The following is a 26,562-nucleotide window of genomic DNA, read 5'->3' on the forward strand; positions in this document are numbered from 1 at the left end:
CTCCTTTCAACGTCGTACTTCGTTGCGTTCTGATCGCCAGAACGCAACGAAGTACGACGTTGAAAGGGAGGGGGGTTCGGCCCGGTCGGTAGGGTTCCCGGGTGCGGCGCATCGTGAGGACCTGGGTGGACCCCTTCATCGTCACGTTGCTCGGCGTGCTCCTGCTCGGGCTCGTGGTGCCCTTCGGGCCGGGCGTGCTGCACGCGCTCGGCGTCGCGGCGGACGCCGCCGTCGTGCTGCTGTTCCTCCTGTACGGGGCGCGCCTGCCCGTGCGCGACGTGGTCGCCGGGCTGCGGCACTGGCGGCTCCAGTCGGCGATCCTCGCCGCGACCTTCGTGCTGTTTCCCGTGCTCGGCCTCGTGGCCCGGCGGGTCGCCGAGCCGTGGCTCGGCGAGGGGCTCGCGCTCGGCCTGCTCTACGTCTGCCTGCTGCCCTCGACCGTCCAGTCGTCGGTGGCCATGGTGTCCATGGCCCGCGGCAACGTCGCCGGCGCGATCTGCGGTGCCACCGTGTCCAACCTGCTGGGCATGCTGGTGACGCCGGTCCTGGTGCTCTGGCTCCTGCACGACGTCGTCGTCGGCTCGGCGGGGGCCGCCTCGATCGGGTTCGGGCGGTTCGGCGACGTGCTGCTCACGCTGCTGCTGCCGTTCGTCGTCGGACAGCTGGCGCAGCGCTGGGTGGGCGGCTGGGTGCGGGCGCACCGGCCGCTGACGCTCGCCGTCGACCGCGGGACGATCCTGCTCGTCGTGCTCGGCGCGGTGGCGAGCGCGACGGCGGCCGGCACGTGGGCGGGCCTGTCGGTGTGGACGGTTGTCGCCCTCGTGGCGGTGTGCGGCGTGGTGCTGGCCGTCGTGCTGGCGGTGACGTGGTGGGGCGGGCAGGCGGCGGGGCTCAGCCGCGCCGACCGCATCGCCCTGCTGCACTGCGGCTCCACGAAGTCGCTGGCCACGGGCCTGCCCATGGCGGGCGTGCTGCTCCCGGCGGCCCTGCTGGGCGCGGTCGTGGCGCCGGTCGTGGCGTTCCACCAGCTCGAGCTCATGGTGTGCACGGTGCTGGCGAAGCGGCAGGCGCTGCGGAGCTGAGCGGGGCCCTCAGCGCGGCGCCGGCGCCGTCGACTCCCGGACCTCCAGGTGCGGGCTCAGCACCACGCGGTGCACGGGCCGGCCCGGGTCGGCGAGGCGCTTGACGAGCAGGTCGACGGCCGCCCGGCCCACGGACGTGCGCGGCGGGCTCACCGCCGTCAGCGCGGGGCTGTAGAGGCGGGCCACCTCGTCGTCGTACGCGACGACCGACAGGTCGTGCGGCACCGACAGGCCGCGGTCCTGCGCGTGCTGCACGAACGCCATCGCGTCGGGGTCGGAGTGCACGAGCAGGGCCGTCGTGCCCGTCGTCAGCGTCGTCTCGAGGATCGCCTCGACCTGCCTGTCGAAGCCCGGGTCGCGCCGGTCGGGGATCGTCCGCTCGAAGTGCGCGGTCGCGTCGAGCTCGAGCTCCGCGACGGCACGCCGCCAGCCCGCGGCGATCTTGCGCGACGTCGGCGACGGGCCGTTGACGACGAGCCCCAGGTGGCGGTGGCCGAGGTCGGCGAGGTGCCGCACGGCCATGAGCGCGCCGAGCGCGTGGTCGGTGCGGACCGACTCGACGGCCTCGTGGTGCGGCTCGAGGCGCCCGTCGCGCTCGACGAGCACGCTCGGCACGTCGGCCTCGGCGAGCCACTGGAGCAGGTCCTGCGACCGCGGGCTGTCCGAGTTGGGCGCGAGCACGAGCCCGCGCACGCCGTCGCGCTCGACGAGGCGGCGCACAGCGGGCACCTCGTCCACGGCCTGGTAGGACGAGCCGCGCAGCTGCGTGCGCAGCCCGTGCTTGGCGGCCTCGGCCTCGACGCCGCGCACGACGCCCGGCCAGTAGTAGTCGAGCGACGGGACGAGCACGCCGATGGCGGACTCCCGCGTCGCGGGCTCGGCGCCGCGGCCGCCGTCCGTGCGGGCGACGGCGCCGCCGTGGACGCGGTCGAGCAGGCCCTCGGCCTCGAGCTGGGCGATGTCCCGCCGCACCGTCACGGGCGTGACGGCGAGCTGCTCGACCAGGTCGGCGACCCGCACCGCGCCGTCGCGCGCGAGCACGCCCAGCAGGTAGGTGCGGCGCTCGGCGGCGAGCGGGGGACGGGACGTGGGCTCGGTCAACGCGACTCCTCGGCGATGGCGGGCGCGTCCTGCCCGACGCGACGGACGTCTCCGTCGACGCCGGCGGGGACGTCGGTAGAGACGTCGGCGGAGACGTCTGCGGGGACGGCGACGACGGTGACGACGACGTCGCGCCGGCCGGTCACGTCGAGCTCGATGCGGGTCAGGTGCCCGCCCCAGACGGCGGAGAGCAGGGGGTCGTCGAGCTCGCGCACGGTCGTCGACGCCGGGACGTCGGCCGGCCAGGCGAGGCGCACGGGTGTCGCGCCGTCGAGGGGGACGACGACGGCGCCCCCGTCGTGGAGCGTGACCTCGCCCGCCGCGAGCAGGTGCACGGCGGTGCGCGGGCCTGAGCCGGTGCCGGTGCCGGAGCCGGAGCCGGAGCCAGGGCCGGTGCCGGGCCAGGCTCCGGGGTCGGCGCCACCAGCGCCGACGTCGTCCGCGCCGAGCTCCCACGCGTCGCGCACCTCGACGCGCGGACGGGGCCCGCGTGTCAGGACGGCCGCGCGGCGCCAGGCTCGCAGGCCGGGGCTCGGGTAGGCGGTGGCGAGGTCGAGCGCGAGGCCTCCGGCGGCGCCGTCGAGCAAGGGCTCCACCGCCGTCGCGCGGAAGCCGCGGCCGACGCCCTGCGTCGCGCCCGCCACGAGCGGGACGTTGTGCCACGCGCTCTGCAGGGGCCACAGCGTGTACCGGTCGGGCCCGAACGTCGCTGCCGTGTACGTCGGGCGGCCCGCGTCGACCAGCACGGGCACGCCGTCGGACGCCACGACGAACGAGCCGACGTCCAGGTGGTTGTGGTGCTCGCCGTTGTGCCCGCCCTTGACCGTGAGCGTGAGCCCGTCGCCGGCCCCGGTGCGCTCGCGGGCGACGCGCACCTGGACGGACGGGAGCCACACGTCGCGCGGCAGCGGGGAGGCGCCCGGGCGAGCGGCCGCCCACGCCGCGTCGGTCAGGGTGCGCAGCAGGCGGCCGAGGCCCTCGGCCTCGCTCGCCACGGGCGCGCCGGGCACCCGGTGCGCGGCGGCGTGCGCCTCCGCGTCCCGGTCGCCGACGTGGCGCGCCGCGCGGTGCAGCGCGGCCCACGCCGTGTCCGCCGACCCGCGCGCGGGCCCGTCGGCCACGTTGAGGTGCCACGGCCCGCCCAGGTGGACGCGGTGGGGGAACGCGACGGTCTCGCGCAGCGCGGGCACCGTGGTGGCGGCGTCGAGCCGGCCGGCGGTGGCGTGCGCGAGCAGCTCGAGCGCCTCCAGGGTGCGCCCGGCGCCGTTCCACCAGTAGTGGAAGCCCTCGTCGACGGCGCCGTCGGCGGGCAGGCCGGCCACGTAGCGGTCCAGGCCCTCGACCACCAGGGCGACGACGTGCGCGCGCAGGGCCTCCTCGCCGGGGCCGTCGAGCAGCCGCAGCGCGGCGGCGAGCACGTTGCCGTGGATCCACGGGTTCCAGTTGTGCGGGTCGCCGTCCAGCCCGATCCAGTGCCAGTCCCGGCGGGTGACGAACGGGTCGACCACGCGCACGCGCGTCTCGTGCCGCAGCCGTGCGCGCACGCCCGGCCACCGGTCGTCCAGCAGCGGGCCGAGCAGCTGGTCGGCCCACGCGAGCTGCGCGGCGACCTCGCCGGCGCCCAGGTCGAGGAACGGGTCGGTGACGGTCGGCACCACGGCGCCGTGGCGCTCGAACGTGTCGTCGTGCGCGGGCCAGCACCAGGAGGACTGCTCGCACAGCTGCCACAGGCCGTCCACGGCCTCGTCGAGCGCGGCGTCGGCGTCGGGCGTCCCGGCGGTCGCGGCGGCCGCGACGACGGCGCGGGACACGCGGCGCGTCCGCGCGAAGACGAGGGCCTCGTGCTCGCTGCGGTCGCCGTCGCGCCAGCGCCGTACGGCCGTCGCGGCGCGGGGGAGGGGCCAGGGGGTGCCGCGCTCGGCGCGGGCGCGGGCCGCGACGTCATCGACGGTGACGCGGTCGGCGGTGCCGCCGACGGTGACGCGGTCGGCGGTGCCGGCGGGGCCCCAGACCGCGCGGTCGGTGGCGGGCGCGACCGGCAGCGCGTCGTCGGGCGCGCGCAGCAGCCGGGCCAGCGGCGCGGCGTCCAGGGCGGGCGCGAACGCCGCGGCGAGGGGACCACGGAACGGCGAAGGCGGCACTGAAGCTCCCGGGGGCGTGGGCCTCGTCGTCGAGGCCAGCCACAGACTAGACGAGAACGATCAGAAATGAACATTACGGATAGGTAACGATGGTTGCCGAACGGAATCGGGGGTGAATACCTTCCTTCTCGTTCACTTCGACGACGAAGGAAGACGATGACCTCCGAGGCCTCAGCCCTCACCGACAGCGACGGCGCTGCGACCCGTGCCCGCCTCGCGGCGCTCGCCGACCGCATGCTCGCCGCTGTCCGTCCCTACGCCTCGCCCGGCCACGGACGCATCACGCTCCCCGGCCCGGAGGGCGGCTACGGCCGGGCCGTCGACGGTCTCGAGGGCTTCGTCCGCACCTTCCTGCTCGCCGGGTTCCGCCTGGCGGGCGAGCGGGGCGCCGACCCCGCCCACCTCGCCGAGTTCTACGCGCGCGGCCTCGCCACCGGCGTCGACGGCGCGGCCCCCGATCGCTGGGTCCGCATGAGCGAGCACGGCCAGGCGAAGGTCGAGGCGGCCTCGCTCGCGCTCGTGCTCGACATGACGCGCCCCTGGATCTGGGACCGCCTCGACGCCCTCACGCAAGAGCGCCTCGTCGAGTACCTCGCCGAGTGCGTCGGCGACACCACCTACCCGCGCAACAACTGGGTGTGGTTCCGCATCGTCGTGCAGACCTTCCTGCGGTCCGTCGGCGGCCCGTGGTCGGCCGACGACGTCGCGGACGACCTCGCCTCCCACGACGCCTGGTTCCACGCCGACGGCTGGTATGCCGACGGCGACGAGCGCGCCTTCGACCACTACGTCGGCTGGGCGATGCACCTGTACCCCGCGCTCTGGGCGCGCATGCAGGGCGCGGCCGACCTCGCCGCCCCTCGTCGCCAGAAGGACCACGAGCGTCTCGACCGGTTCCTCCAGGACGCGGTCACCCTGGTGGGCGCCGACGGCTCGCCCCTGCTCCAGGGCCGCAGCCTCGTCTACCGCTTCGCGGCGGCCGCCCCGTTCTGGGTGGGCGCGCTCGACGAGGTGCCGTCGCTGTCCCCGGGCCTGCTGCGCACGGCCGGCGCGTCCGTCGTCGAGCACTTCACCGCGCGCGGCGTGCCCGGTGACGACGGCCTGCTCACCACGGGCTGGCACGGCGTGTGGCGCCCGCTCGCGCAGTTGTACTCGGGCACCGGCTCGCCGTACTGGGCCAGCAAGGGGCTGCTCGGTCTCGCGCTGCCGGCCGACCACCCCGTGTGGACCGCTCCTGCCGAGCCCCTGCCCGTGCAGGCGGGCGACGTGCTGCGTGCCGTCGCCGCCCCGGGGTGGGTCGTGTCCGGCACGCGGTCCGACGGCGTCGTGCGCGTCGTCAACCACGGCACCGACCACGCCCGCGTCGGCGACCGCACGGGCGACTCGCCGCTCTACGCGCGGCTCGGCTACTCGACCGCCACGAGCCCCTGGCTCGACGCCGCGAGCTGGACCGCCCCCGCCGACGGGTCGGTCACGCTCGTCGGGACGCGCGGGGAGCACGACGGCGAGCCGACGCACCGCACCGGCATGACGCTGCTCGGGGCGGAGGTCGTCGACGGCGTCGGCGTCGCCGCGTCGCGGGCCGTCGCGCACTGGCTCGTGCCCGACGCGGCCCAGGTGCACCACGGCTCGGGCCGCCACGGCGTCGCCACCGACGCCGGCACGCTCACGGTCGTCTCGCTCGTGCGGGGCGCCTGGGAGGTGCGGCTCGCCCGCGTCGACGCGCTCGCCGACGGCGTCGCACCCACCGACGTCCGGCTGCGCGTCAGCGGCTGGCCCGTCGTCGACGGCGACGGGCCCGAGGGCGACGGCGACCGGCTCGACTCGCGCGTCGAGCCGCTCACCGCGGCCGACGGCACCAAGACCGGCACGGACGAGCGCGTCGACGCCGTCCCGCTCGGCACCCCCGGCTCCGTCTCCCGGGCCCCCTGGGCCGAGACCGACGTGCTGCCCGGAACCTGGTTCGCGGCCGCCGTGGGGCTGGGCCGCGACCTTCCCGCCCGCCCCGTCCTCGTGCTCGACGGCGACGCCGCCGTCGTGACCTGGCCCGACGGCACCACGACCCGCTCCGCACTGCCGGCCTGACCGGCGCCACCCCCGAAGGGCCCGATGGCGAGCCCTGACTCGAAGGAGAGCAACCGATGAAGCGCAACACCTCGGCGGCGATCGGCCTCGCCGCCGTCGCCGCGATGGCCCTGACCGCGTGCAGCGGTGGCGGCGACGACGACAGCACCGGCGGCGGGGCGACCGAGGCCGCCGGCCCCGTGACCCTCACCGTCTCGGGCTGGAGCCTGAAGACCACGCCGGAGTTCCAGACGCTGGCCGACGCGTTCCACGCGAAGGACCCGAACGTCACGATCGAGCTCAAGGAGTACGACCCCGCGCAGTACACGACGCTCATCACGGCCGACCTCGCGGCCGGCACGGCGCCGGACATCGTGACCCAGAAGGAGGTCAAGAACGTCTCGGTGTTCCAGACCGGTGGCCAGCTCATGGACGTGAGCGACGTCGTCTCGAAGCTGTCGAAGGACGTCAACGGGACGAGCTCGTACGAGATCGACGGCAAGTACTACGGCGTCCCGTACCGCCAGGACTCCTGGATGCTGTTCTACAACAAGGACCTGTTCGACAAGGCGGGCGTCGCCTACCCCGACGGCTCGTGGACGTGGGACGACTACGCCCAGGCCGCCCGCGACCTGACCACCGGCCTCAAGGCGGCGGGCTCCGACGCGCTGGGCACCTACCAGCACTCGTGGCAGTCGACGCTCCAGGGCTTCGCGAGCGCCCAGACGCCGGACGCGGACATCCTGTCGGGCGACTTCGAGTACTTCGCGCCGTACTACGACCGCGTCCTGAAGCTCGTCGCCGACGGCGCCCAGGTCGACCAGGGCACCATCACGACGAACACGCTCACGTACCAGGCGCAGTTCGGCAAGCAGAAGGCCGCCATGATGCCCATGGGCAGCTGGTACGTCGCCACCCTCATCGCGCAGGCGAAGTCGGGCGACGCGGACACGTTCAGCTGGGGCTTCGCCCCGGCGCCGCAGCTCGACAAGTCCACGACGGGCACGGACAAGACCCCCGTGACCTTCGGCGACCCGACCGCCTTCGCGATCAACGCCAACATCGACAAGGACAAGGTCGCCGCGGCCAAGGAGTTCCTCGCCTTCGCCGCGAGCGAGGAGGCCGGCCAGGCCCTCGCCAAGATCGGCATCACGCCGGCCACCACCACGGACGCCGTCGCGCAGACCTACTTCGCCGTCGACGGCGCCCCCACCGACGACCTGTCGAAGTTCGCGTGGACGACCCACAAGACGAACCCGGAGAACCCGACGTCGAGCAAGACCGCCGCGACGCAGACGATCCTCAACGACATGCACACGGCGATCATGACCGGGTCGACCCCCGTCGACCAGGCGATCAAGGACGCGCAGGACCGCTTCAAGAGCGAGGTCGGCAGCTGATCGACGGTCGGGGAGGGGCCCGCACGGGCCCCTCCCCGACCCCCGCCCCTCGATCGACCAGTCAGGAGTCACCATGGCCACCGTCGTCACCGGCGACCGCATCCACGCCCCGGGCGTCGCCCCGCGGCGGTCGCGCCCGGGCCGCAGGCTCGCGCTGCGCAACACCCTGATCGGCTGGACGTTCATCCTGCCGAACTTCGTCGGGTTCGCGCTGCTCACGCTCGTGCCCGTCGTCACGCTGTTCTACATGTCGTTCACGAGCTGGAACGTGTTCGGCACGGCCCCGTGGGTGGGCCTGGACAACTACACCCGCCTCCTCAGCGACAAGAGCTTCCACACCGCGCTGCTCAACACCCTGTACTACGCGGTGGTCCACATCCCCGTGACCCTCGTCGCGTCGCTCGCGCTCGCCCTGTGGCTCAACCGCAAGATGCGCGGCGTCGCGTTCTTCCGCACGGTCGCGTTCTTCCCGTACATCACGTCGATCGTCGCGATCGCCGTCGTGTGGAACATGCTCTTCAGCCCCAAGTACGGGCCCATCAACCAGTTCCTCGGGCTGCTCGGCGTCGAGAACGGGCCCGGCTGGACGACGTCGGCCACCTGGTCGATGCCCGCGGTGCTCATCGTCGGCACGTGGCGCGAGATGGGCTACTACATGCTGCTGTTCCTCGCCGGTCTCCAGACCGTGCCGGCCGAGCTGCACGAGGCGGCCCGCGTCGACGGCGCCGGCCCGTGGCAGCGGTTCTGGAACGTCACGATCCCGTGCCTGCGCCCGACGACGTTCTTCGTCACCGTGATGCTCACCATCGGGTCGTTCAAGGTGTTCGACCTGATCCTCGTCATGACCAACGGCGGGCCGGGGCAGTCCACCCTCGTGCTGAGCCAGTACATCTTCCAGAAGGGCTTCGGCGAGTTCCAGTTCGGGTACGCGTCCGCGATCTCCGTGGTGCTGTTCCTCATCTGCATCCTCGTGACGATCTTCCAGTTCCTGTGGAACAAGAGGAGGGAAGCCTGATGGGCGTGCGGATCGCCGGCAAGACCGTCGGCGTCGTCTTCCTCGTGGTGGCCGCCGCCGCGATGCTCCTGCCGTTCTTCTGGATGGTCGTCTCGTCGCTGAAGCACAACAACGACGTCTTCACCATCCCCGTGCAGTGGCTGCCCGACCCCGTCGTCTGGCACAACTACGTCGAGATCTGGCAGCGGTCCGACATGACGACCTGGCTGCGCAACACGCTGCTGCTCGCCGTCGTCGTCACCGTGCTGCAGGTGTTCACGGGCAGCTTCGCCGCCTACGGGTTCGCCCGCATGCGGTTCCCCGGGCGCGACGTGCTCTTCCTCGCCTACATCGGCACCATGGCCGTGCCGTGGCAGTCGTACATGATCCCGCAGTTCGTGCTCATGTCGAAGATCCACCTCAACGACACCCTCTGGGCGATCGTCGCCCTCCAGGCGTTCGGCGCGTTCGGCGTGTTCCTCATGAAGCAGTACTTCGAGTCGGTGCCCGAGTCGCTCAACGAGGCCGCCCGCATCGACGGCCTCTCCGAGTACGGCATCTGGCGGCGCATCATGATGCCGCTGTCCGTCCCCGCCATCGCGTCCCTCACGCTGCTGACGTTCGTCAACACGTGGAACGACTACCTGGGCCCGCTCATCTACCTGCGCAGCGCGCAGAACTGGACCATCCAGCTCGGCCTCAAGACGTTCATCAGCCAGTACGACGCCGAGTACGCCCTGATCATGACCGGCTCCGTGCTGTCCGTGCTGCCCATCGCGGTGATCTTCATGCTCGGCCAGCGGTACTTCGTCGAGGGCATCGCGTCGACGGGGGTCAAGGGATGACCGCCCCCGCGGTCGGGATGCCCGCCCCCGCGGTCGCGCCGCGCCTGCGCGTCGGCGGGCAGGTCTACACCACCGTGTTCGGCACGCTCCTGACGGGCCTCGTGGTCAACGCGATGCTGCTCGTCGCGTGCCTCCCGATCGTCGTCATGCTCCTGACGACCGACCCGGCGCGGTCGTGGCCGGCGCTCGCGGTGCTCGCACCGCTCGCGGCGCCCGCCGCGGTGGCCGCGGCCGCCGTGTTCCGCCAGGTGTCCGACGACGGCGCCCCGACGCCGGTGCGCACCTTCGGGGCCGCGTACCGGCGGCACGCCCGGCGCGCGCTCGCGATCGGGGCGCTGCTCGCCGCGGTGGCCGTCGTCGGCGTCGCCGACCTGCGCTTCCTCGCCGGGCGGCCAGCCGGGGCGCTCGTGACGCCCGTCGTGGGCGTCGTGCTGCTGCTCTCCGCGCTGACCGGGGTCGTCGCCCTCGCCGCCGTGCCCGAGGTGCCCGCCGCGCGCCTGCGCGACCTGCTCAAGGCGGCGCTGTTCCTCGCCGTGCGCCGCTGGTACCTCGCCGGCGCGGCACTCGTCGTGCTCGCCCTGCTGGCCGGCATCGTCGCCGTCCGCCCTGCCCAGGGGATCGGGCTGCTGCCCGCCCCGCTGCTGTACGTCGCCTGGGGTGCCGCGCGGTTCGCGCTGCGCCTCGCGATCCCCGAGACGCGGCCCGCCGGGTCGCTGGAGGAGAACTGATGACCAGCGTTGACGAGCTCACCACCCTGGTGGGCTCCGCGCTCGACGACGCGTGCGCGTCGGTGCTCGGCACCGCGCCGGCGTTCGCCGACCGCTACCCCGACGACACCACCCGCGACAACCTCTACCCGGTGCGCCCCGCCGACGCGACGCACGCCGCGGGGGCCAACCGCGGCTGGACCACGAGCTTCCCGGCCGGCATCGCCTGGCTCGGGTGGGAGCTGACCGGCGACGCCGCGCTCCGCGAGGCGGGGCTGCGCCACCTGCGCGACTTCGACCGGCGCGTGCGCGAGGGCGACGACCTCGAGACGCACGACCTCGGGTTCCTCTACACGCTCGCGTGCGTGGCGCCGTCGCGCCTGCTCGCCCCGGCCGCCGACGCCGGCGACGCCGAGGCCGCCGCGGCCGTGGCGACGGGACGCGACGCCGCCCTGGCCGCCGCCGACCACCTCATGGGCCGCCTCCTCGAGCCCGCCGGGATCGTCCAGGCGTGGGGCGACCTCACCGACCCCGCGCAGCGCGGCCGCACCATCATCGACTCGCTCATGAACATGCCGCTGCTCACGTGGGCGGGACGCCAGACGGGCGACCCGCGCTACGACGACGCCGTCCGCCGCCACACCGCGCAGCTGCGCGAGCACATCCTGCGGGCGGACGACTCGACGTTCCACACGTTCTACTGGGACGCCGCGACGGGGGAGCCCCTGCGCGGTGCCACGGAGCAGGGCGCGTTCGACGACTCGTGCTGGTCGCGCGGCCAGGCGTGGGGCATCTACGGGTTCACGCTCAACCACGAGGCGACGGGCGACCCGCTGCTGCTCGACGCCGCCCGCCGGTGCGCCGACTACTTCCTGGACCACCTGCCCGCCGACGCCGTCCCCTTCTGGGACCTCGCCTACGGCGACGGCAGCGGCCAGCCGCGCGACTCGTCGGCCGCCGCCATCGCCGTCTGCGGCCTGCACGAGCTGGCCCGCGTCGAGGCGGACCCGGACCGCGCCGAACGGTATGCGGCGCAGGCGGTGCGCATCCTGCGCGGCCTCGTCGCGGGCTACACGCCGACGGCGGAGGGCGTGGCGTCGGACGCGCTGCTGCTCCACTCCGTGTACGACGCCCCCAAGGGCAACGGCGTCGACGAGGGGTCGCTGTGGGGCGACTACTTCTACCTCGAGGCGCTCGTGCGGCACGCCCGCCCGGAGTGGGTGCGGTACTGGTGAGGCTCGTGACCTGGCTCGACGCCGCCGGCGCCGGGCACCCGGGCGCGGTCGCCGACGTCGACGGCACGGACCGCGTGGTGGACCTGTCGGACGTGGCGGGCGGCGTCGCCGAGATCCTCGCGAGCGACGACCTGCTCGCCGCCGCCCGCGCCCTCGCGGCCGGGGCGGACGCCGGTCTCCCCGCCCTCGACGACGTCGCGCTCGCGGCGCCCGTGCGGCCCGGGGTGATCCTGTGCCTCGGTTACAACTACGCCGGGCACGTCGCCCAGGGCGCCGCCCTCGACGACGTGCCGCCGCACCCGAACGTGTTCGTCAAGACGCCGAACACGCTCGCCGGACCGCGCGACGTCGTCCCGCTGCCCGCGGTCTCCGAGCACACCGACTACGAGGGCGAGATCGCGATCGTCGTCGGGCGGCGGGCCACGAACGTGCCGCTCGAGCGTGCGGCCGAGCACATCGGCGGCTACACGCTGCTCAACGACGTCTCCTCGCGCGACTGGCAGGACCGCAGCTCGCAGTGGGAGCTCGGCAAGTGCTTCGACGCGTTCGCGCCGCTGGGGCCGTGGGTCACCACGTCCGACGCCGTGCCGGACCCGCACGACCTGCTGCTCGAGGTGGTGCGCGACGGCGTCGTCACGGTCTCGCAGAGCACGTCGACGATGGTCTTCGAGATGGCCTACCTCGTGCACTACGTCTCGCAGGTGCTGACCCTCGAGCCCGGCGACGTGATCTCGTCGGGCACGCCCCAGAAGCTGCCCGAGGCGCAGGCCGCCCACCGCCCGCTCGCGGACGGCGACGCCGTGACCGTGCGCGTCGCGGGGCTCGGGGAGCTCACCACCCGGTTCGCCGCCCCGTTCGCCGCCCCGTTCGCGCAGGAAGCAGGGACCCCATGATCCTCGACTCGTTCCGCCTCGACGGGAAGGTCGCCCTCGTCACGGGCGCCAGCCGCGGGCTCGGCCAGGGCGCCGCGCTCGCCCTCGCGGAGGCCGGCGCGGACGTCGCCCTCCTCGCCTCCTCGGTCCCGCAGGAGACGGCGGCCGCCGTCGAGGCACTCGGCCGGCGCGTGCACGTGATCCAGCAGGACCTGGTCGCGGCGACGCCCGCCGAGCTGGCCGCGTCGGTCGACTCGGTCGTCGCGGCGCTCGGGCGCATCGACGTCCTGGTCAACAACGCCGGGACCATCCGCCGCGCCCCCGTGCTCGAGCACTCCGCGCAGGACTGGGACGACGTCCTGGCGGTCAACCTCGACGCCGTCTTCCACCTGTCGCAGGCGGCGGGACGCCGGTTCGTCGCGCAGGGGTCGGGCAAGATCGTCAACGTCGCGTCGATGCTCACGTACCAGGGCGGCATCCTCGTGCCGGGCTACGCCGCCTCCAAGCACGCCGTCGCCGGCATCACCAAGGCGTTCGCGAACGAGCTCGCCGCGCAGGGCGTCAACGTCAACGCCATCGCGCCGGGGTACATCGCCACGGACAACACCGCACCCATCCGTGCGGACGAGGCGCGCGAGCGCTCCATCCTCGACCGCATCCCCGCCGCCCGCTGGGGCACGCCCGCCGACCTCCAGGGCGCGTTCGTGTTCCTCGCGTCGTCGGCGTCGGACTACCTCCACGGCGCGATCATCCCCGTCGACGGCGGCTGGCTCGTCCGCTGAGCCCCGCCCTATCCAGGAGAACAACCATGGACCAGCGTTACGCCACCCACCCCGCCCAGGTGCCCGGCATGGACACCGCCGAGCTGCGTGCCCGCTATCTCGTCGAGGAGGTGTTCGTCCCGGGCGAGGTGTCGCTGACCTACACCCACCACGACCGCATCGTGCTGGGCGGCGCCGTCCCTGCGGGCACGGCGCTGCCCCTGCCCACGTACGACGAGCTGCGCGCCGACTACTTCCTGGCCAACCGCGAGCTCGGCATCGTCAACGTGGGCGGCGCCGGCACGGTCACGGCCGACGACGAGGTCTACGAGCTCCCCCGCGCGCGTGCCTGTACATCGGCCGCGGGACCCGCGAGGTGGTGTTCGCGGACGCCGACGGCGAGCAGGGCGCGCAGTTCTACCTGTTCTCCGCCCCCGCCCACACCACATACCCGACCGTGCGCGTGCTGCCCGACGAGGGCAACGTGCAGGAGCTGGGCGGCCAGGAGACGGGCAACGCCCGCACGCTGCGGCAGTACATCCACCTGAACGGCGTGCGGTCCTGCCAGGTGGTCATGGGCGTGACGACGCTGCACCCGGGCTCGATGTGGAACACGATGCCGGCGCACACGCACGACCGCCGCACCGAGTGCTACCTGTACTTCGACCTGCCGGCCGACGCGCGCGTCATCCACCTCCTGGGCGAGCGGACCGAGACCCGCCATCTCGTCGTCGCCGACCGTCAGGCCGTCATCTCGCCGTCGTGGTCGCTGCACTCCGGCGTCGGCACGGCGGCGTACTCGTTCGTGTGGGCCATGGCGGGGGAGAACCAGGAGTTCACCGACATGGACCCGGCGGCGCCGGCGTCGCTGCGCTAGCCCCCGGCACCACCCAGCACCTCGACGACGAAGGCGGACCATGCGGAACGACACCCTGGCCTACGGCGGGGACTACAACCCGGAGCAGTGGGACGATGCCACGCTCGAGCAGGACGTCAAGCTCATGCGCGAGGCCGGCGTGACCGTGGTGAGCCTGGGCATCTTCTCCTGGGCGCTCCTGGAGCCCGAGGAGGGCCGCTTCGAGGTCGGCTGGCTGCGCGCCGTCGTCGACCGCCTGCACGCGGCCGGCATCGGCGTCGACCTCGCGACGGCGACGGCGTCGCCGCCCGCGTGGCTCGGGCGCCGGTACCCCGAGACGCTGCCGGTCACACGCGAGGGCGCCGTGCTGCGGTGGGGGTCGCGGCAGGCGTACAACCCGTCGTCGCAGGTGTTCCGCGACCGGGTCGCGGCCCTCGTCGAGGTGCTCGCCGCCGAGTTCTCCGGCCATCCGGCGCTCGTGGCGTGGCACGTCGGCAACGAGTACGCGTGCCACGTCCTCGAGAGCTTCGACGACGAGACCGCGGGCCGGTTCCGCGCCTGGGTACGGGCCCGGTACGGCACGCTCGACGCCGTCAACGAGGCGTGGGGGACGGCCTTCTGGTCGCAGCGCGTCGGCTCGTGGGACGACGTGATCCCGCCCGGACTCACGCCGACGTTCGGCAACCCGCACCAGGTGACGGACTGGAAGGAGTTCTGCTCCGACACCCTGCTCGAGCTCTACCTGCTCGAGAAGGAGATCCTGAACCGGGCCAACCCCGCGATCCCCGTGACCACGAACTTCATGGGCCTCTTCGAGCCGCTCGACTACCGCCGGTGGGCGCAGCACGTCGACTTCGTCAGCAACGACACCTACCCGGACCCGGCCGACCCGCGCGGCGCGCGCACGTACGCGCTCGACGCGGACCTCATGCGCTCGCTCGGCGGCGGCAGGCCGTTCGTCCAGATGGAGCAGGCCCCGAACGCCGTGCAGTGGCGTGCGCGCAACGCCGCCAAGCGCCCGGGCCAGTACGCGCTGTGGTCGCTCCAGACGGTCGCGCGCGGCGCCGACGGCATCCTCGACTTCCAGTGGCGGCAGTCGACGGCGGGTGCCGAGACGTGGCACTCCGGCATGGTGCCGCACGCCGGGCGCGAGGCCCGCACGTGGCGCGACGTCGTCGCCCTCGGCCAGGACCTCGCGACGGCGGGCGCCGTGCGCGGCGGCGAGATCGACGTCGACGTCGCCATCCTGTGGGACTGGCGCAACGCCTGGACGCAGGACGCCGCGATCGGCCCCGTCGCCGAGAAGACCGCCGTGCGCGGCCTGCGCGACTGGCACGCGAGCCTCTTCGAGCGCGGGCACGTCGTCGACGTCGCCCACCCCGAGGACGACCTCACGGGCTACCGCGTGGTCGTCGTCCCGTCGCTGTTCCGGCTCACCGACGCCGCCGCCGCGCGGCTGCGCGAGGCCGTCGCCGCGGGCGTGCACGTCGTGGTCACCTACCTGACCGGGTACGTCGACGCCGCCGGGCACGCCGTCCTGGGCGGGTACCTGCGCGCCCTCGCCGACGTCGTCGGTGTGCGCGTGCTCGAGTTCGCCCCGTTCGGCGTGAGCGTCGACCTGCCCGGGTCCGGCGACCCGCTCGACCCCGAGGTGGACCGCGTCTCCGCCGAGGTGGGCGCTCCCGGCGCGGACGACGTCGTCGAGCTCGTCGAGGCGGAAGGTGCGCCATTTCGCGGCGCCGCCCGCGAGTGGGCCGACGACCTCGCGGTCGACGACGAGCGCGTGCGCGTCGTCGCCCGGTTCGCGGGCACCGACCTCGTGGGCGGGCCGGCCGTCACCGTCCTGCCGGGCGCGGGCGGCGCGGGCGACGCCTGGTACGTGGCCACCCGCCTCGACGCGCGGGGCCGTGACACCGTCCTGGGGCAGGTGCTCGCGGCCGCGGGCGTCGTCGAGCACGCGGTGCCGCCCGGCGTCTCGCGCACGCGGCGCGGCCCGGTGACGTTCCTGCTCAACCACGGCGACTCGCCCGCCGTCGTCGCCGCCGTCACCGGCCGGCGCCTCGACACGGGCGAGGAGCTCGACGCCGCCGACGTCGTCGTCGGGCCGCGCTCCGCCGTGCTCGTCCAGGACCGGTAGCACCCGCCCCGGGCGGCGGCGCCAAGGAGTCGTCACCGCCCGGGGCGCCGCTGTCAGGGAACCGTCAGGGCCCGGCAGGACGCCACCCAGGCGGCGCTACACCTGGACCTATGACCGATGTGGCCTATGTCCTGCTGACCGTGGTGCTGTTCGCCGCGATCGCCGTCGTCGCGCGGCGCTCCGGCGACCGCGCCGTCGTCCCGGCGACGACCCACGTCCCCCCGGCCGCCGACGGGAGCGACTCGTGAGCGCCGCCGACTGGGTCGGGCTCGTCCTGACGGTCGCCCTGCTCGGGTACCTGTTCGTCGCGCTGCTGCGCAGCGACAAGGTGCGGTGACCGCGTCGTGACCACCACCGTCTGGCTCGCGGTCGGGCAGCTCGGCATCCTCGTGCTGGCGCTCGCGGCCGTGCACCACCCGCTGGGCGCCCACATGGCCCGCGTCTACACCACCCCGAAGCACCTGCGCGCCGAGCGCGCCTTCTACCGGTTCGTCAAGGTCGACGCCGACGCCGACCAGCGCTGGAGCACCTACCTGCTCTCGCTGCTCGGGTTCTCGGTCGCCTCCCTGCTCTTCCTCTACGCGCTGCTCCGCCTGCAGGACCACCTGCCCTGGTCGATCGGGATGGAGTCGTTCGACCCGGCGACCGCGTGGAACACCGCCGCGAGCTTCGTGGCCAACACGAACTGGCAGTCGTACTCGGGCGAGGCGCTCGCGGGCCACCTGGCCCAGATGGCCGGGCTCGCCGTGCAGAACTTCGTCTCCGCCGCCGTCGGCATGGCCGTCGCGGTGGCCCTGGTGCGCGGGTTCGCCCGCTCCGGGGCGGACGGGCGCGTCGGCAACTTCTGGTCCGACCTCGTGCGCGGCGTCGTCCGCATCCTGCTGCCGATCGCCGTGCTGGGCGCCGTCGTGCTCATGGCCGCGGGCGTGATCCAGAACCTGCACCCGCACGAGGCGATCACGACGCTGACGGGCGGGACGCAGAGCGTGCTCGGGGGCCCGGTGGCGAGCCAGGAGGCCATCAAGCTGCTGGGCACCAACGGCGGCGGCTTCTTCAACGCGAACAGCGCCCACCCGCTGGAGAACCCGAACGCGTTCACCAACCTGTTCCAGGTCTTCCTGATCCTGCTCGTCCCGTCCGCGCTGCCGCGCACCTTCGGCCTCATGGTGGGCGACCGCCGGCAGGGCTGGGCGATCCTCGGCGTCATGGGCGGCATCTGGGCCACCCTGACCGCGCTCATGACGTGGGCCGAGCTCAAGGCCCCGGGCCTGGTGCCGCAGCTCGCGGGCGGCGCGATGGAGGGCAAGGAGCAGCGCTTCGGGCCTGCCGCGTCGGCACTGTTCGCCGTCGCCACGACGGGCACCTCGACGGGCGCCGTCAACGCGTCGCACGACTCGCTCACGGCCCCCGGCGGCCTGATCGCGCTGTTCACCATGATGCTGGGCGAGATCGCACCCGGCGGCGTCGGCTCCGGCCTGTACGGCATGCTCATCGTCGCAGTCCTCGCCGTCTTCATCGCGGGCCTCATGGTGGGCCGCACGCCCGAGTACCTGGGCAAGAAGATCGGCCAGCGCGAGATGACGCTCGTGGCCCTGTACATCCTGACGATGCCCGCGATCGTGCTGGTCATGACCGGCATCTCGGTCGTCGTCCCGGCCGGGCTCGCCGGCATCCAGGAGGTGGGCCCGCACGGCCTGTCCGAGGTGCTCTACGGCTTCACGTCGGGCGCCAACAACAACGGCTCCGCGTTCGCCGGCCTCGGCGCCGCGACCCCGTACTACAACACGATGATCGGCCTGGCCATGCTGCTCGGCCGGTTCGTGCCGATCGCCCTCGTCCTCGCCCTCGCGGGCCGGCTCGCCTCCCAGACGACGACGCCGCCCACCGCGGGCACCCTGCCCACCCACAAGCCGCTGTTCGTCGGGCTGGTCGGGGGTGTGGCCCTGATCGTCGTCGGCCTCACCTTCATCCCGGTCCTCTCCCTCGGCCCGATCGTGGAGTCCCTGTCATGAGCGCGTCCGTGCGCACCCCCGTCCGTCCCTCGTCGTCCGACGACGTCGCCGCGCCCCGTTCCCCCCGCCGCCAGGTCGGTGCGGGCCGCGCCCTCACCATCGCCCAGATCCGCTCCGCCCTGCCGGGTGCCGTCCGCAAGCTCGACCCGCGCGACATGATCGGCTCGCCCGTCATGTTCGTCGTCGAGATCGGCGCGGTGCTCACCACGGTCCTCGCGGTCGTCGACCCCGAGGTCTTCGCCTGGTGGATCGCCGTCTGGCTGTGGTTGACGGTCCTGTTCGCCACGCTCGCGGAGTCCGTCGCCGAGTCCCGCGGCAAGGCGCAGGCGTCGTCGCTGCGCGCCACGCAGAAGCACACCACCGCCCGCAAGGTGGCCGCGCCCGTGGACACGCTGGCCTACGGCTCGTCGCTGGCGTCGCTCGAGACGGTCACCGTCCCGTCCACGTCGCTCCAGGTCGGCGACGTCGTCGTGGTCGCGGCGGGGGAGACCATCCCCGGCGACGGCGACGTCATCGAGGGCGTCGCCTCGGTCGACGAGTCGGCGATCACGGGCGAGTCCGCCCCGGTGATCCGCGAGTCCGGCGGCGACCGGTCCGCCGTCACGGGCGGCACGGTCGTGCTGAGCGACCGCATCGTCGTGCGCATCACCGCGCCCGCGGGCTCCACGTTCGTGGACCGCATGATCGCCCTCGTCGAGGGCTCGGAGCGGCAGAAGACCCCCAACGAGGTCGCGCTCAACATCCTGCTGACGTCGCTGACGATCATCTTCCTGCTGGCCGTGGCCACCCTCCAGCCGTTCGCGGCGTACAGCGGGGAGAAGCAGTCGCTGCTCGTGCTCACCGCCCTGCTGGTATGCCTCATCCCGACGACGATCGGCGCGCTCCTCAGCGCGATCGGCATCGCCGGCATGGACCGCCTGGTGCAGCGCAACGTGCTCGCCATGTCGGGCCGCGCGGTCGAGGCCGCCGGCGACGTCGACGTGCTGCTGCTCGACAAGACCGGCACCATCACCTACGGCAACCGCCGCGCCGCACGCGTGCTCGCGGTCGGCGCCGTGACCGAGGCCGACCTGGCCCGCGCGGCCCGCCTGTCGTCGCTCGCCGACGAGACGCCCGAGGGGCGCTCGATCGTCGAGCTCGTCGACGGAATGCTCGACGACGTCGCCACGCTGCCGGCCGGAGCGGAGCTGGTGCCCTTCACGGCCCAGACGCGCATGTCGGGCATCGATGTCCCGCCGGGGGCCGGCGAGACCTACCGCATCCGCAAGGGCGCCGGCTCGGCCGTCGCCGCCTGGCTGCACTCGACCGGGGCGCACGTCCCCGCCGCCGACGCCGCCGCGCTGGCCGCGTTCGTCGAGGAGGTCTCGACGTCGGGCGGCACCCCGCTCGTCGTCGCCGAGCAGGTGGGCGAGCGCCCCGCCCGGGTCCTCGGCGTCGTGCACCTCAAGGACGTCGTCAAGGAGGGCATGCGCGAGCGGTTCGACGAGCTGCGCGCCATGGGCATCCGCACCGTCATGGTGACGGGCGACAACCGCCTCACCGCGGCCGCCATCGCCAAGGAGGCCGGCGTCGACGACTTCCTCGCCGAGGCCACCCCCGAGGACAAGATGGCCCTCATCCGCCGCGAGCAGACCGGCGGCCGCCTCGTCGCGATGGCCGGCGACGGCACCAACGACGCCCCGGCCCTCGCGCAGTCCGACGTCGGCGTCGCCATGAACACGGGCACGACCGCCGCGAAGGAGGCCGGCAACATGGTCGACCTCGACTCGGACCCCACCAAGCTCATCGAGATCGTCGAGATCGGCAAGCAGCTCCTCATCACGCGCGGCGCCCTGACCACCTTCTCGGTCGCCAACGACATCGCGAAGTACTTCGCGATCCTGCCCGCGATGTTCGTGGGGCTGTTCCCGCAGCTCGACGTCCTCAACGTCATGCGGCTCTCGTCGCCGCAGTCCGCGATGCTCTCGGCCGTCATCTTCAACGCCCTGATCATCGTGGCCCTCATCCCGCTCTCGCTCAAGGGCGTGAAGTACCGGCCGTCGTCGGCGGCCTCGCTGCTGCGCAGGAACCTGCTCGTCTACGGGCTCGGGGGGCTCATCGCGCCGTTCGTCGGCATCAAGCTCATCGACCTGCTCGTCTCTCTCATCCCGGGGCTCTGACCACATGTCCACGATCTCGACGACCTCGACGGCGAGCACCCTCGCCTCCCTCTGGCGGCACGGCCTCGCCGGGCTGCGCGTGCTCCTCGTGCTCACGGTGCTGCTGGGGCTCGCCTACCCGCTGGCCATGACGGGCGTGGGCCACCTCGCCTTCCCGTGGCGGGCGGACGGCTCGCTGGTCACCGCGTCCGGGGAGCGCACCACCGACCGCTCCCAGGCGGTCGGCTCGCTGCTCGTCGGCCAGGGCTTCGACGGCGACGCGTGGTTCCACCCCCGCCCGTCCGTGGCCGGCGACGGGTACGACACCCTCGCCTCAGGCGGCTCCAACCTCGGTCCGCAGAGCACGGACCTCGCCGCGACGGTCGAGCAGCGTCGCGCCCAGGTGGCCGCCGAGAACGGCGTCGCCCCGGCGGACGTCCCCGCGGACGCGGTCACGGCGTCCTTCTCGGGCCTCGACCCCGACATCAGCCCCGCCTACGCGGCGATCCAGGTCGACCGGGTCGCCCAGGCCCGCGGCCTCCCCGTGGAGCGGGTGCAGCGGCTGGTCGAGGAGCACACCGCGGGCCGCCCGCTCGGGGTGCTCGGCCAGGAGCGGGTCGACGTGCTGGCGCTGAACCTCGCCCTCGACCACCTCGGGTGAGAGACGATCAGCCTGTGACGGAACTCCACCGCCCCGGCGACCCCGCCCCCCGCTCGGGAGAGGCCTCCTCTCCCGAGCGGGGGGTCGGCGCTGCCCGGCCGGCCCGCGCGGACGACGACGCCCCGCGACGTGGCCGCCTCATGGTCTACCTGGGCGCCGCGCCGGGCGTCGGCAAGACGTTCGCGATGCTCGACGAGGCCGCACGCCGCCGGCTCCGCGGCGCCGACGTCGTCGTCGGCATCGTCGAGACGCACGGCCGCCCCGCGACCGTCGCGAAGCTCGAGGGCCTCGAGATCGTGCCGCGACGCACCATCGAGTACCGCGGCACGACGCTCACCGAGATGGACGTCGACGCCGTCCTGGCACGGCATCCCGCCATCGTGCTCGTCGACGAGCTCGCCCACACCAACGCGCCCGGGGCCGCGCACGCCAAGCGGTGGCAGGACGTCCACCAGCTCCTCGACGCGGGCATCGACGTCGTCACCACCGTCAACGTGCAGCACCTCGCGTCGCTCACCGACGACGTCGAGGCCGTCACGGGGATCAGGCAGCGCGAGACCGTGCCCGACCAGGTGGTGCGCGACGCCGACCAGATCCAGCTCGTCGACCTCTCGCCGCAGCAGCTGCGCCGCCGCCTCGCGCACGGCAACGTCTACCGGCCCGAGCAGATCGACGCCTCCCTCGGCGCGTACTTCCGCGAGGGCAACCTCACCGCGCTGCGCGAGCTCGCGCTGCTGTGGCTCGCCGACCGCGTCGACGACGCCCTGACCCGCTACCGCTCCGACCACGCCATCACCGGGACCTGGCCGGCGCGCGAGCGCATCGTCGTCGCCGTCACCGGCGGGCCCGAGACCGAGACCATCATCCGGCGCGGGGCGCGCATCGCCCAGCGTGCCGCCGGGTCCGAGCTCGTGGCCGTGCACGTGCTGCCCACGGACGGGCTCCCCTCGGCGACCCCGGCGACGATCGCCGCGCAGCGCGCGCTCGTCGAGTCGCTCGACGGGACCTTCCACACCGTGGTCGGGGAGGAGGTGCCCGCGGCGATCGTCGACTTCGCGCGCGGGGTCAACGCGACGATGATCGTCGTCGGCGTCTCGCGGCACTCGCGGCTGCGGCAGGCCCTCCTCGGCTCGACGAGCGCCGAGATCGCGCGGCTGTCCGGCACGATCGACGTGCACCTCGTCACGCACGAGGCCGCCGGGGCGGGCGTGCCGTCCCGCTCGCGCTGGTCCGCGCTGTCGACCACGCGACGCACGCTCGGTTTCGCCGGGGCCGTGCTCGCGCCGCTGGCGCTGACCGCCCTGCTGCTCGTCGTGGACCACGCGCCGAAGGACCTCTCGTCCCCGCTGCTGTTCTTCCTGGCCGTCGTCGTGGGCGTCGCGATCGTGGGCGGCATGTGGCCCGCGCTCGTCGCGGCGCTCGCCTCGTTCCTGTGCCTGAACTTCTTCTTCGTCGCACCCGTGCGGCAGTTCACGGTCGCGTCGTCGTCCGAGCTGCTGGCCCTGGGCATCTTCGTCGTGGTGGCCGTGGCCGTCGCGCGCGTCGTGGACGAGGCCGCGCGGCGCACCGGCGAGGCGTACCAGGCGCGCGCCGAGGCGTCGACGCTCGCCGCGCTCTCGCGGTCCGTGCTGTCCGGGGAGGACACCGCGCAGGCCGTCGTCGCCCGCCTCGCCGAGACGTTCGCGCTGCGGGAGGTGCGCCTCGAGGTCCGCGAGTCCGACCGGTCTCCGTGGGTGGAGGTCGCGGAGGCATCCTCGGCGTCCCCGGACCGCGCCGACGACGACGTCTCCGAGGTCACGATCGACGGCGACCACCGGCTCATGCTCGTGGGGCGGGCCCTGCCGGCGCGCGACCGGCAGGCCGTCGAGGCGTTCGGGGCCCAGGCCCGGCTCGTGCTCGAGCACCGCAAGCTGCGCGAGGCGGCGTTCAAGGCGCACGCGCTCGAGCAGGCCGAGGCGACGCGCACCGCGCTGCTCGCCGCCGTCTCGCACGACCTGCGCACGCCGCTCGCCTCCATCCGCGCCGCCGTCGACGGCCTGACCAGCCCGGACGTCGAGCTCGACCCCGAGGACACCGAGGCGCTCGAGCACACGCTGTCCGAGTCGACGGGCCGCCTCGAGCGGCTCATCGACAACCTCCTCGACCTGTCCCGCCTCCAGACCGGGGCCGTGCGGCCCGTGCTGCGCGAGGCGTCGCTGGAGGCCGTCGTGCTCCAGGCCGTCGAGCCGTGGCTCGCCGCGCTCGACCTCGACGTGCCCGAGAACCTGCCGCTCGTCACGACCGACCCGGGGCTGCTCGAACGCGTCGTCGCGAACATCGTGTCCAACGCGGTGCGGCACGCGGGCTCGCGCGTGCGGGTGAGCGCGGGCCGGGCGCCGGACGGCGTCGTCGTGCGCGTGGTGGACACGGGCCCGGGTGTCCCGGACGACCGGAAGGGGAGCATGTTCCAGCCGTTCCAGCGTCTCGGGGACACGTCGGGCACGGGCCTGGGTCTCGGCCTCGCCGTCGCGGACGGGCTCGCGACCGCGGTCGGTGCGAGCATCGTCGCGGAGGACACGCCCGGGGGAGGCCTGACGATGGTGGTGACGGTCCCGACGGCGGCCGCGCCGATGCCGGTCGAGGCCGCGCCCGAGCAGCCGGCCTCCGATCAGCCCGCCTCCGAGGAGCCGGCCCGATGACCCCCGGGAACCGCGTCCTCGTCGTCGACGACGACGCCGCGCTGGCCCGGGCGCTCGCCATCAACCTCAAGGCGCACGGCTGGGACGTCACCGTGGCGCACAACGGCACCGAGGCGCTGGACGCGGCGTCGTCGGCGCGGCACGACGTCGTCGTGCTCGACCTGGGCCTGCCCGACATCGCCGGGCTGGACGTCATCGAGGGCATCCGCGGCTGGTCGCACGTGCCGATCGTGGTGCTGTCCGCGCGGCAGCTCGGCGAGGACAAGGTGGACGCGCTCGACGCCGGCGCCGACGACTACGTGACCAAGCCCTTCGCGATGAACGAGCTGCTCGCGCGCCTGCGCGCGGCCGTGCGGCGCGGTGCGCCGGCCGCGGAGCCGGACGAGCCCGTGATCGAGGCGGGCGACCTCGTCATCGACCTGGCCCGCCGCACGGTCACCCGGTCGGGCGAGGAGGTGCGCCTGAGCCCCACGGAGTGGGGGCTCCTGGAGGTGCTCGTGCGCCACCGGGGCCGCATGGTCGGGCGTCAGCAGCTGCTGCACGAGGTGTGGGGTCCGGCGTACTCGTCGGAGACGAACTACCTGCGCGTCTACTCGGCGCAGCTCCGCCGCAAGCTCGAGCAGGACCCGGCGCACCCGCGGCACATCCTCACGCACCCGGGGGCGGGCTACCGCTTCGAGCCGTGAAGCCGCCGCCCGACGTCAGCGCGCGAGCTGCTCGCGGACCTGGCGCTTCGCCCGCGTCAGCATCCCCGTCATGCCGCCCAGCCGCAGCGGGCTCACCGCCCGGTTGAGGCCGATCGTCATCGCGAAGTCGTCGGGGACGTCGAGCACCTGCTGCGGCGTGAGGCCCGTGAGGCCCTGCGCGAGGATCGACGCGAACCCGCGCGTCGTCGGCGCCTCGGCGGGCGCCGTCGCGTAGAAGTGCACGCCGTCGGCCTCGATCTCGGCGAACGCGCGCACGGGCGACTGGCACTCCTCGACCTTCTCGAGCAGCGCGGGGGCCGCGACGTAGCGCTCGGGCACGGGCGGCAGCTCGTTGGCGAACTCCAGCAGGAGCTGGAGCCGGTCGCGCTCGCCCAGCTCGAGGAAGCTCTCCTGGATCTCGGCGAGGGCGTCGGGCAGTGCGGGGGAGGTCATGTCGTCCAGTCTGTCAGGAGCAGCCCGGCAGTTCGTCGTCTGACCGTGCGCCCGGGCGCACGGTCAGACGACGAACTGCCGGTCAGAAGGGCTCAGGCCGCGTACTCGCCCGGCTCCGCGCCCGCGACGATCGGGACGCGGACGGCGTTGCCCCACTCCGTCCAGGAGCCGTCGTAGTTGCGCACGTTCTCCAGGCCGAGCAGGAAGTGCAGCGCGAACCACGTGTGCGAGGAGCGCTCGCCGATGCGGCAGTAGGTGATGACGGCGTCGTCGGCGGTGATGCCGAGGCCGCCCGCCTGGTAGATCGCCTCGAGCTCTGCGCGCGGCTTGTACGTGCCGTCCGCGGCGACGGCGGTGGCCCACGGGACGGAGCGCGCGGTGGGGATGTGGCCGCCGCGCAGCACGCCCTCCTCCGGGTAGTCCGGGATGTGCAGGCGCTCGCCCGTGTACTCCTGCGGGGAGCGGATGTCGACGAGCGGGCCGTGGCCGAGGTGGGCGAGCACGTCCTCCTTGAAGGCGCGGAACGTGACGTCGTCGCGCTCGACGACGGGGTACTCGACGGCCTCCGGCGCCGTGACGTCGGTGGTCAGCTCGCGGCCCTCGGCGGCCCAGAGGTTGCGGCCGCCGTCGAGCAGGCGCACGTCCTGGTGGCCGAACAGCGTGAACACCCAGGCGCTGTACGCGGCCCACCAGTTGTTCTTGTCGCCGTAGAGCACGATGGTCGTGTCGCGGCCGATGCCGTGGGAACCGAGCAGCGCGGCGAAGCCGGCGCCGTCGAGGTAGTCGCGCTCGACCGGCTGGAGCAGGTCGGTGTGCCAGTCGATCTTCACGGCGCCGGGGATGTGGCCGGTCTCGTAGAGCAGCACGTCCTCGTCGGACTCGACGACGACGAGGTCGGTCGTGCCCGCCGCGAGCTGCTCCGCGAGCCACTCGGTGGTGACCAGGCGGTCCGGGTGGGCGTACTCGGCGAGGCGGGGCGACGGGTCGAGCGGTGCGGGCATGGGATCTCCTGCGATGCGTGCGGTCATGGGTGGAAACCCAGGGACGGCCTCCGTCGGTCGCCCGGTCCTCACACAACCACGGTGTCAGCCCGAACTGTCCGGAATCTGGTCGAGGTCTCAGTATCCGGACGTGATGTTCGAAGGGCTGGGCTCACGGCGTGGGCGGGAGCGTCGCGTTCGCCGTCGTCCACTCCGCGAAGCGGCCCACCGCGACCACGAGCGCGAGCACCAGCAGCACCACGTTGACCCCGAGCTGCTGGGTCTCTCCGCGCCGCGTGTGCACGACGACCGCGAGCAGCTGGAGCAGCGCCAGGCCCGCCGCCGCGACCGGTGTGAGCCACACGAGGTGACCGGTGGCCTGCGGCAGCACGAGCCCCAGGGCGCCCGCGATCTCGCACAGCCCGATGAACCGCACCACGACGTCCGGGAACTGCTCGACCCAGGGCATCCGGTGCTCCAGGGCCTTGCCGCGCAGCAGCTTCACGCACCCGACGGTGAGGTAGACGGCGGCGAGCAGCCCTGCGATCACCCAGAGCGCGACGTTCATGAGTGCTCCCCTCGTGGGGCCGGAGCCCGCTGCGGATCGGACGTCGTCGTCCGGACGCTCGCAAGGTAGCGCCCACGCCCCGGCGGAGCCAGATCCGGTGCGGGCGCGTCGCGAGGACCACCCGCGAGACGCGAGCCAGATGTGCCGACCTGCTGGCCGCGTGGCGTTGACCGCCGGCTCGCCGGCGTTGC

Annotated in this window: 23 protein-coding genes; 18 read left to right on the top strand and 5 right to left on the bottom strand. The window is 73.8% G+C overall.

From position 1 onward, the window contains the following. The first annotated feature begins 101 nt into the window (after nt 1-101). Nucleotides 102-1,082 (top strand): bile acid:sodium symporter family protein, encoded by a 981-nt coding sequence (locus ET471_RS09640; protein WP_129187851.1) that lies wholly within the window; start codon nt 102-104, stop codon nt 1,080-1,082. A 9-nt stretch (nt 1,083-1,091) separates the two neighbouring features. Here the strand turns inward: ET471_RS09640 and ET471_RS09645 are convergent, their stop codons facing one another. Next, complete coding sequence (locus tag ET471_RS09645; RefSeq protein WP_129187853.1) at nt 1,092-2,183, bottom strand: substrate-binding domain-containing protein; 1,092 nt, start codon at nt 2,181-2,183, stop codon at nt 1,092-1,094. Further along, nucleotides 2,180-4,324, bottom strand: coding sequence for a heparinase II/III domain-containing protein (locus ET471_RS09650; RefSeq protein ID WP_165350465.1), 2,145 nt, complete (start codon nt 4,322-4,324; stop codon nt 2,180-2,182). The genes ET471_RS09645 and ET471_RS09650 overlap by 4 nt, the downstream gene beginning before the upstream one ends. Before the next feature lie 156 nt (nt 4,325-4,480). Between ET471_RS09650 and ET471_RS09655 the strand changes: the two genes are divergently transcribed. The 17 genes from ET471_RS09655 to ET471_RS09730 all read left to right on the top strand — a co-directional run bounded on the left by ET471_RS09655 (nt 4,481) and on the right by ET471_RS09730 (nt 24,370). Continuing rightward, complete coding sequence (locus tag ET471_RS09655) at nt 4,481-6,409, top strand: DUF2264 domain-containing protein (protein ID WP_129187855.1); 1,929 nt, start codon at nt 4,481-4,483, stop codon at nt 6,407-6,409. A gap of 56 nt (nt 6,410-6,465) precedes the next feature. Then, nucleotides 6,466-7,788 (top strand): extracellular solute-binding protein, encoded by a 1,323-nt coding sequence (locus ET471_RS09660; protein WP_129187857.1) that lies wholly within the window; start codon nt 6,466-6,468, stop codon nt 7,786-7,788. A 73-nt stretch (nt 7,789-7,861) separates the two neighbouring features. Continuing rightward, the gene (locus tag ET471_RS09665; RefSeq protein ID WP_129187859.1) at nt 7,862-8,803 is read left to right on the top strand and encodes a carbohydrate ABC transporter permease; all 942 of its coding nucleotides are present in this window, start codon (nt 7,862-7,864) and stop codon (nt 8,801-8,803) included. Next, entirely contained in the window at nt 8,803-9,627 is an 825-nt protein-coding gene (locus ET471_RS09670) for a carbohydrate ABC transporter permease (protein ID WP_129187861.1), read from the top strand. Before ET471_RS09665 ends, ET471_RS09670 begins: the two co-directional genes overlap by 1 nt. Next, nucleotides 9,624-10,355: a ferredoxin-NADPH reductase gene (locus ET471_RS09675; RefSeq protein ID WP_129187863.1), complete on the top strand. Its 732-nt coding sequence runs from the start codon at nt 9,624-9,626 to the stop codon at nt 10,353-10,355. The genes ET471_RS09670 and ET471_RS09675 overlap by 4 nt, the downstream gene beginning before the upstream one ends. Further along, nucleotides 10,355-11,569: a glycoside hydrolase family 88 protein gene (locus ET471_RS09680; RefSeq protein ID WP_129187865.1), complete on the top strand. Its 1,215-nt coding sequence runs from the start codon at nt 10,355-10,357 to the stop codon at nt 11,567-11,569. Before ET471_RS09675 ends, ET471_RS09680 begins: the two co-directional genes overlap by 1 nt. Then, nucleotides 11,566-12,462 carry a fumarylacetoacetate hydrolase family protein gene (locus tag ET471_RS09685; protein WP_129187867.1) on the top strand — a complete coding sequence of 299 codons (897 nt, stop codon included), beginning with the start codon at nt 11,566-11,568 and terminating at the stop codon, nt 12,460-12,462. The genes ET471_RS09680 and ET471_RS09685 overlap by 4 nt, the downstream gene beginning before the upstream one ends. After that, nucleotides 12,459-13,223, top strand: coding sequence for a 2-dehydro-3-deoxy-D-gluconate 5-dehydrogenase KduD (kduD, locus tag ET471_RS09690; RefSeq protein WP_207207247.1), 765 nt, complete (start codon nt 12,459-12,461; stop codon nt 13,221-13,223). The genes ET471_RS09685 and kduD overlap by 4 nt, the downstream gene beginning before the upstream one ends. Before the next feature lie 355 nt (nt 13,224-13,578). Then, on the top strand, nt 13,579-14,079 hold the full coding sequence (gene kduI / locus ET471_RS18570; RefSeq protein ID WP_242496228.1) for a 5-dehydro-4-deoxy-D-glucuronate isomerase: 501 nt from the start codon (nt 13,579-13,581) through the stop codon (nt 14,077-14,079). 40 nt (nt 14,080-14,119) lie between these two features. Then, on the top strand, nt 14,120-16,195 hold the full coding sequence (locus tag ET471_RS09700; protein WP_129187869.1) for a beta-galactosidase: 2,076 nt from the start codon (nt 14,120-14,122) through the stop codon (nt 16,193-16,195). Between the two features lie 110 nt (nt 16,196-16,305). After that, entirely contained in the window at nt 16,306-16,443 is a 138-nt protein-coding gene (locus ET471_RS18035; RefSeq protein ID WP_165350466.1) for a hypothetical protein, read from the top strand. Beyond that, nucleotides 16,440-16,532 carry a K(+)-transporting ATPase subunit F gene (kdpF, locus tag ET471_RS09705; RefSeq protein ID WP_129187871.1) on the top strand — a complete coding sequence of 31 codons (93 nt, stop codon included), beginning with the start codon at nt 16,440-16,442 and terminating at the stop codon, nt 16,530-16,532. Before ET471_RS18035 ends, kdpF begins: the two co-directional genes overlap by 4 nt. Nucleotides 16,533-16,539: 7 nt before the next feature. Then, complete coding sequence (kdpA, locus tag ET471_RS09710; RefSeq protein WP_129187873.1) at nt 16,540-18,207, top strand: potassium-transporting ATPase subunit KdpA; 1,668 nt, start codon at nt 16,540-16,542, stop codon at nt 18,205-18,207. Next, a complete protein-coding gene (gene kdpB / locus ET471_RS09715; RefSeq protein WP_129187875.1) occupies nt 18,204-20,366 on the top strand; it encodes a potassium-transporting ATPase subunit KdpB in 2,163 nt (720 codons plus the stop codon). Before kdpA ends, kdpB begins: the two co-directional genes overlap by 4 nt. Nucleotides 20,367-20,370: 4 nt before the next feature. After that, nucleotides 20,371-21,006: a potassium-transporting ATPase subunit KdpC gene (gene kdpC / locus ET471_RS09720; protein ID WP_129187877.1), complete on the top strand. Its 636-nt coding sequence runs from the start codon at nt 20,371-20,373 to the stop codon at nt 21,004-21,006. A 14-nt stretch (nt 21,007-21,020) separates the two neighbouring features. Then, nucleotides 21,021-23,684, top strand: a complete 2,664-nt coding sequence (locus ET471_RS09725) for a DUF4118 domain-containing protein (RefSeq protein ID WP_280949850.1) — start codon at nt 21,021-21,023, stop codon at nt 23,682-23,684. Beyond that, entirely contained in the window at nt 23,681-24,370 is a 690-nt protein-coding gene (locus tag ET471_RS09730; RefSeq protein ID WP_129187878.1) for a response regulator, read from the top strand. Before ET471_RS09725 ends, ET471_RS09730 begins: the two co-directional genes overlap by 4 nt. Before the next feature lie 15 nt (nt 24,371-24,385). Here ET471_RS09730 and ET471_RS09735 read toward each other — a convergent pair whose 3' ends face one another. From ET471_RS09735 to ET471_RS09745, 3 genes are all read right to left on the bottom strand, one after another. After that, nucleotides 24,386-24,823, bottom strand: a complete 438-nt coding sequence (locus ET471_RS09735; protein ID WP_129187880.1) for a SufE family protein — start codon at nt 24,821-24,823, stop codon at nt 24,386-24,388. A gap of 92 nt (nt 24,824-24,915) precedes the next feature. Beyond that, nucleotides 24,916-25,824 carry a sulfurtransferase gene (locus ET471_RS09740; RefSeq protein ID WP_129187882.1) on the bottom strand — a complete coding sequence of 303 codons (909 nt, stop codon included), beginning with the start codon at nt 25,822-25,824 and terminating at the stop codon, nt 24,916-24,918. Between the two features lie 151 nt (nt 25,825-25,975). After that, on the bottom strand, nt 25,976-26,371 hold the full coding sequence (locus tag ET471_RS09745; RefSeq protein ID WP_129187884.1) for a DoxX family protein: 396 nt from the start codon (nt 26,369-26,371) through the stop codon (nt 25,976-25,978). Nucleotides 26,372-26,562: the final 191 nt, after the last annotated feature.

Source organism: Xylanimonas protaetiae, assembly GCF_004135385.1.
Taxonomy (GTDB): domain Bacteria; phylum Actinomycetota; class Actinomycetes; order Actinomycetales; family Cellulomonadaceae; genus Xylanimonas; species Xylanimonas protaetiae.

Excerpts from the sequence above, each read along its gene's own strand:
- ET471_RS09655 (WP_129187855.1), top strand. The coding sequence starts at position 4,481 with ATGACCTCCGAGGCCTCAGCCCTCACCGACAGCGACGGCGCTGCGACC.
- ET471_RS09660 (WP_129187857.1), top strand. The coding sequence starts at position 6,466 with ATGAAGCGCAACACCTCGGCGGCGATCGGCCTCGCCGCCGTCGCCGCG.
- ET471_RS09665 (WP_129187859.1), top strand. The coding sequence starts at position 7,862 with ATGGCCACCGTCGTCACCGGCGACCGCATCCACGCCCCGGGCGTCGCC.
- ET471_RS09670 (WP_129187861.1), top strand. The coding sequence starts at position 8,803 with ATGGGCGTGCGGATCGCCGGCAAGACCGTCGGCGTCGTCTTCCTCGTG.
- ET471_RS09675 (WP_129187863.1), top strand. The coding sequence starts at position 9,624 with ATGACCGCCCCCGCGGTCGGGATGCCCGCCCCCGCGGTCGCGCCGCGC.
- ET471_RS09680 (WP_129187865.1), top strand. The coding sequence starts at position 10,355 with ATGACCAGCGTTGACGAGCTCACCACCCTGGTGGGCTCCGCGCTCGAC.
- kduD (WP_207207247.1), top strand. The coding sequence starts at position 12,459 with ATGATCCTCGACTCGTTCCGCCTCGACGGGAAGGTCGCCCTCGTCACG.
- ET471_RS09700 (WP_129187869.1), top strand. The coding sequence starts at position 14,120 with ATGCGGAACGACACCCTGGCCTACGGCGGGGACTACAACCCGGAGCAG.
- ET471_RS18035 (WP_165350466.1), top strand. The coding sequence starts at position 16,306 with ATGACCGATGTGGCCTATGTCCTGCTGACCGTGGTGCTGTTCGCCGCG.
- kdpB (WP_129187875.1), top strand. The coding sequence starts at position 18,204 with ATGAGCGCGTCCGTGCGCACCCCCGTCCGTCCCTCGTCGTCCGACGAC.
- kdpC (WP_129187877.1), top strand. The coding sequence starts at position 20,371 with ATGTCCACGATCTCGACGACCTCGACGGCGAGCACCCTCGCCTCCCTC.
- ET471_RS09730 (WP_129187878.1), top strand. The coding sequence starts at position 23,681 with ATGACCCCCGGGAACCGCGTCCTCGTCGTCGACGACGACGCCGCGCTG.
- ET471_RS09735 (WP_129187880.1), bottom strand. The coding sequence starts at position 24,823 with ATGACCTCCCCCGCACTGCCCGACGCCCTCGCCGAGATCCAGGAGAGC.
- ET471_RS09740 (WP_129187882.1), bottom strand. The coding sequence starts at position 25,824 with ATGCCCGCACCGCTCGACCCGTCGCCCCGCCTCGCCGAGTACGCCCAC.
- ET471_RS09745 (WP_129187884.1), bottom strand. The coding sequence starts at position 26,371 with ATGAACGTCGCGCTCTGGGTGATCGCAGGGCTGCTCGCCGCCGTCTAC.